At 54.3% G+C, this 5221-nt stretch carries 2 protein-coding genes; both read left to right on the top strand.

The genetic code is table 11. The features are described from left to right. Window positions 1–1428: D-Ala-D-Ala carboxypeptidase family metallohydrolase (locus V6D20_07690; protein HEY9815665.1), on the top strand; the 1428-nt coding region annotated here is incomplete at its 5' end. Window positions 1429–1788: 360 nt separating this feature from the next. Then, window positions 1789–5221 (top strand): TIR domain-containing protein (locus V6D20_07695; protein ID HEY9815666.1); only part of this gene is annotated, 3433 nt, incomplete at its 3' end.

A 5221-nucleotide genomic window follows, 5' to 3' on the forward strand; every position in this document is an offset into this window, starting at 1 on the left:
ACCGATCGCCTCACGGCCCAGGGCTGGCGGGGCACCGATCTATGGAATGCCGATCGCGGCCGCTATGCCGATCGATTCATTCAAGCGATCGCTGAAGGCTATTCGCCGCCGTCCAACGACACCGAAGCGGCTTTGCTCGAAGCCACTGATAGCCTGCGGCTCATAGAAGCCTACCTCGAAGACCTAACGATTGACTATGAAGGGGCAGAGCTCCCGCAAAACCTAGTCTATCTCGACGGTGCCCTGCTCACCTTTGCCGAACGAGTGCCCCGCTACTACCAAGGGCTCCAGTTCCAACGGGATGCATTGCTGGAAGCCTTTCGTATGTGGCGCAAGCTGGGCAGCCGCCAGGCTGTCTTCTCGGCTCTGCAAAACACCACCGACGGCGTTCCCCCTACAGACCTGACCAGCCTCGATCAACCGCTGCTGCAGTTTATCTTCAATGTACCGCGCTACTACAGCGGCTACCCCCACCAGCGAGAATCTATGATTCGCATGGTACAGCTCTGGCGACAGCTTGAATCTCGGGAAGAAGCGATCGCCTCCCTTCGGGAAAATAACTCCGCCCTGTCCAGCCCCAGCATTGTCGATCCTGCCTTGGTGGCCTTCATACAGCGCATTCCCCAGTTCTATGCTGGGCGAGCCGAGCAGCGCAATGCCCTCACCGAAGGCGTACGGCTCTGGCGTGAACTCGATTCTCGCACCAGCGCGCTGATTTCCTTGGGCGTCAGCCCCCAGGTTTTTTCCGGGGATGTCGATCGCGATCGCCTCGCCAGCATTGCCGCCCAACTCGATCGGGAACTCGTCAATTTTGTCCAGCGGGTACCCGGCTCCTACCAAGAAAAGGAAAGCCAGCGCAATGCCTTGATTCGCCTAGTCCAGCTCTGGCGCAATGTAGACTCGCGGGATGCAGCTATCCAAACCCTGCTCGAAGACGTGCGCCGGATGCAAACGGCCCAGCGTGGATCCCCCGATGCCGCCCCAGCCCCCCAGCCCCCCCCAACGCCGCCGCGTCCAGCTCGGTGGACACCGTCCAATATCCAAATCCACGCCTCGATTATTCCCAACGGCAGTTTTACCTGGGCAGAAGCCACCCACGGCGGCACGAGGATGCCCCCCGATCAAGCCACGGTCAATGCCATTGTGCGTATTGCCACCCTAGCTCAACAGGCCCGCGATCGCATCGGTCGCCCCTTCCGAATCACCAGTTGGTATCGTCCACCTGATATTAACCGTCGGGTGGGGGGTGCATCTGAAAGTCGGCACATTGTAGGAGATGCCATCGATTTTTACTGCGATGGACTCACCGGCGATCAGCTCTATTGGTCACTCGATCCATGGTGGCCCGGCGGTCTCGGCCGCTACACCAGCTTTCCCAGCCTCAGTCACCTCGATGCCCGAGGCTATCGAGCCCGTTGGCGACATTAGCTACAGCCTGAATGCGTCTCACCCAAACACCCCAGTCAGAATGGAGTGTTTGGGCTGTACGTGGGCTGACCCCGACCTTCTAGGAACTATCCTGGATCAGAAGCTACGCTGAGCGACGTCGTTCGTGAAACGTCTCCTAAAGGGAGAAAGCCAAAACCCAATCAGTATTCCCTTTGACGTCGCGATTAGGAAACAGTAACTCAGGAAGCACTGATGCCCGACGACAAGGTAAATTTCCGCCGCAGGGTACTTAGGTCACCATTTATTCACAACAATCCACAAAGTCGGCAGAGAGAATAGGAGATCTGTCGGTAGGATTGAAGCAGTCCTTTGTTGTTTTTGATATCTCCTAAATCGTCCATGCCCGAATTCCAGGATGCGTTTATCTCCTACGGCCGTGCCGACAGTCTCGTCTTCGCCAAAAAACTCCACGCCCACTTGGTGAACCATGACCTTGACATTTGGTTTGACCAAAACAATATTCCCCTAGGAGTTGATTTTCAAAATCAAATTGATGTTGGCATTGAGCAGTCTCATAACTTCTTATTTATCATCGCTCCCCACGCAGTGAACTCTCCCTACTGTGGAAAAGAAATTGAATTAGCCCTGCAATGCCAAAAACGGATTATTCCACTCTTACACGTTGAGCAAATTTCCTACGAAACGTGGCAGCAGCGCTACCCCAGTCAGACGATCGCCCAGTGGCAAGACTACCAAGCCCAAGGATTGCACTCCAGCTTTCCCAACATGCATCCTGTAATTGGCAAAATTAACTGGGTTTATTTTCGAGAGGGCATTGATGATTTCGAGACCTCCTTTGCTGGACTGTTGGAGGTTATGCAGCGTCATCGCGACTATGTCCATCGCCATACGATATTCCTCAATCAAGCCCTCACCTGGTCTCGCAACCAACAGCAATCGCGTTACTTACTCACCGGTCGCGATCGACGCCTCGGAGAAGACTGGCTACGCGTTCAGTTCACCACCGAGCAAGCCCCCTGCGAACCCACCGATCTTCACTGTGAATTTATCTGCGAGAGCATCAAAAACGCCAATAACTTGATGGCGCAGGTATTTTTGTGCTACGCCGACAGCGATCGCCCCCGCATGGAGAACATTCGGCGGAGTCTGATGCGCAAGGGCTTTACAGTTTGGACAGATACCACCGACATTCGCACCGGAGAAGATACTCAGACGGTGAGCGATCGCGGCATTGAAGGAGCCGACGCCGTTGTATATCTACTCTCCCAAGCATCTCTCAGCAGCGACGACTGTCAGCACAAGTTAGCCCATGCCTTCAGCCATCACAAACGGATTATTCCCCTACAGATGGAAGCGATCGACGCATTAACGTCTTCATCGCGCCGCAACCGCCGCGGGCTAGATGCGATTTACACCAAACTAGAAGAGGATGCCCCTGTTCATGCCCTACCGCTGCAGTTGCGATCGCTGCAGTTTATTGACTTTAGCCAGGCGGATGATCCAGCTCATTATCACGCCAGCTTAGATAAATTAATTGCTACTCTTCAGGATAATGCCCAGTATTACGAACTTCATAAAATCTTGCTAACTCGGGCCCTCAAATGGCGCGATCAGCATCAAAATACCAGCATTTTATTACGAGGCTATCGTCTAGAACAAGCCGAGGCATGGCTCAAGAGCGCTCAGCAAAATCCCGATCATCCACCAACCTCGTTACAGCAAGACTATATCAACGCCAGTCTCAATCATCCACCGGAAGAATCGCTAGATGTCTTTATTTCCTATCCTATGGAGGAAGCAGACTTTGCTCGGCGGCTGAATGAAGCACTGCAGCTTCAAGGAAAAACAACTTGGTTCGATCAAGATAATATAGAATCTCGTCTTAGCGCTGACGCCGAGGTGCTGCATGGGTTGGAAACCTGTGACAATGTTCTGGTAATCCTTGCTCCCTATACCCTCGATCTGCCTAACCATGAATCAGAAGTACACCACGCTTTACAGCTCAACAAACGAATTATTCCCGTTTTACCCTACGGGCTCAGCGACGAACTTCCGGATAGTTTGAAGGGAATCCCCACCATCGACTTTAGTGACGATGGCGGTAGCTTCACGATCAACTTTAGTGAACTGGTGCGGATGCTAGAGGTCGATCGCGACCATGTTCATAGCCACACCCACTGGCTCCAGAGGGCGATCGCTTGGGGAGATAAACAGAAAAATCCTGACCTGCTGTTGCGGGGCAGTGAGTTGGCGACCGCCAATGCCTGGCTAAGGAAGGCGGACGATACTCAGAAAAATCCTCCCGTCACCAAGCTACAACGACAGTTTATCAATGCCAGCCAGCAGCTTGCCGACACCATCACCGCTGAGGAAAGCCGCAAGCAGGCTATTCTGCTGAAACTCCAGGAAGAACGCGCCCAGGAAGCTGAAGGACGGCTAGCGGCTGAACAACAATCGTTTAAACGTCAGCGCCTGCTGCTGCAGGTGGTCACCCTCGGTCTATTTGCACTGCTGGGAGCTGTGGGCGTCGCTCTGTCAGAATATCGTCGGTCATCCATCCAAACGGTGAAGATCACGAGTCTCTATAGCCGTATCTTATCCAACGATAATAATCATCTCGATGCCCTCGTCGAGGTTTTGCAAGCAAGGCAACGTAGCGATTACTGGCTAACTCAGCAAGCCGACACCGTAGCAGCACGCAACCAAGTCGATCTTGCCCTGCGGCAAGTTGTCTACAGTATTCAGGAATTTAACCGAATTAGCACTGCCGACATCCCAACCAGCGTCGCCTTCAGTCCCGATGGGCAATGGATGGCGGTGTCTTACGAAGATGGCACCGGAACGATCTGGACAGTTCAGGGTACTCCTAGGGCAACCTTTGGCCATAGGGGCGATCGCCCCATCACCCAAGTTCTATTTCATCCCACCAGCCAATCTGTACTGACCGCCAGTGAGGATGGCACCCTCAAACAGTGGTCGCTAGACGGTACTCTCACCTCCACCATCCCCGAAGCCCACCCTGGAGGCGTGGTCAGTATGGTCTACAGTCCCGATGGGGCACATCTGCTCTCGGTAGGAGAAGATCAGACCATGAAGCGCTGGACACTCGATGGACAAGTCCAGCAAACCGCGCCTCTGCCAGATGGCTCCGTGACCCAAGTCGCCATGATGCCCGATGGTCAAACCATCCTCACCAGCCATGACCGCAGGATTGACCAATGGTCACTAACGGGGCAACTGCTGCGGCAAATGACAACGGATACCGGATCGATTTCAGCGATCGCCATCCATCCCGACGGCGACCTGATTGCAGCGGGCGCTCAAAATGGCACCGTCACCCTCTGGGATGCAGCCGGTGTTCAGGTCGGGACAATCTCATCAGCCCATGTCAGCAGAATCGAAGCCCTCGCCTTTGCCGATCGCGACACCCTCGTCTCCGCTGGACGCGACCGACGCATTCATCTCTGGTCTACGGATGGCGTCCTCAAGGAAACATTTTTGGGTCATGAGCATCAGGTCTTAGGTCTAGCCGTACATCCTACCGGGGCGATCGCATCGGTCAGCGCCGATCGCACCCTAAGACTCTGGCAACAAAATACCCGTCGGCGCATCATTAACGCCCATCCTAATTGGGAAATCAATGACCATGCCGTTCATACAGCCAGCGGCATCATTGCCACCGCTAGCGGCGATCAACGGGTACGTCTATGGCGGCAGACCGGCCAACAGCTTCAAGAACTCACCGAGCACAACGATACTGTAGAAGCCGTTGCCTTTAGCCCCAATGGCAGCTATCTTGCCTCAGGAGACC

Source organism: Candidatus Obscuribacterales bacterium (assembly GCA_036703605.1).
GTDB lineage: Bacteria > Cyanobacteriota > Cyanobacteriia > RECH01 > RECH01 > RECH01.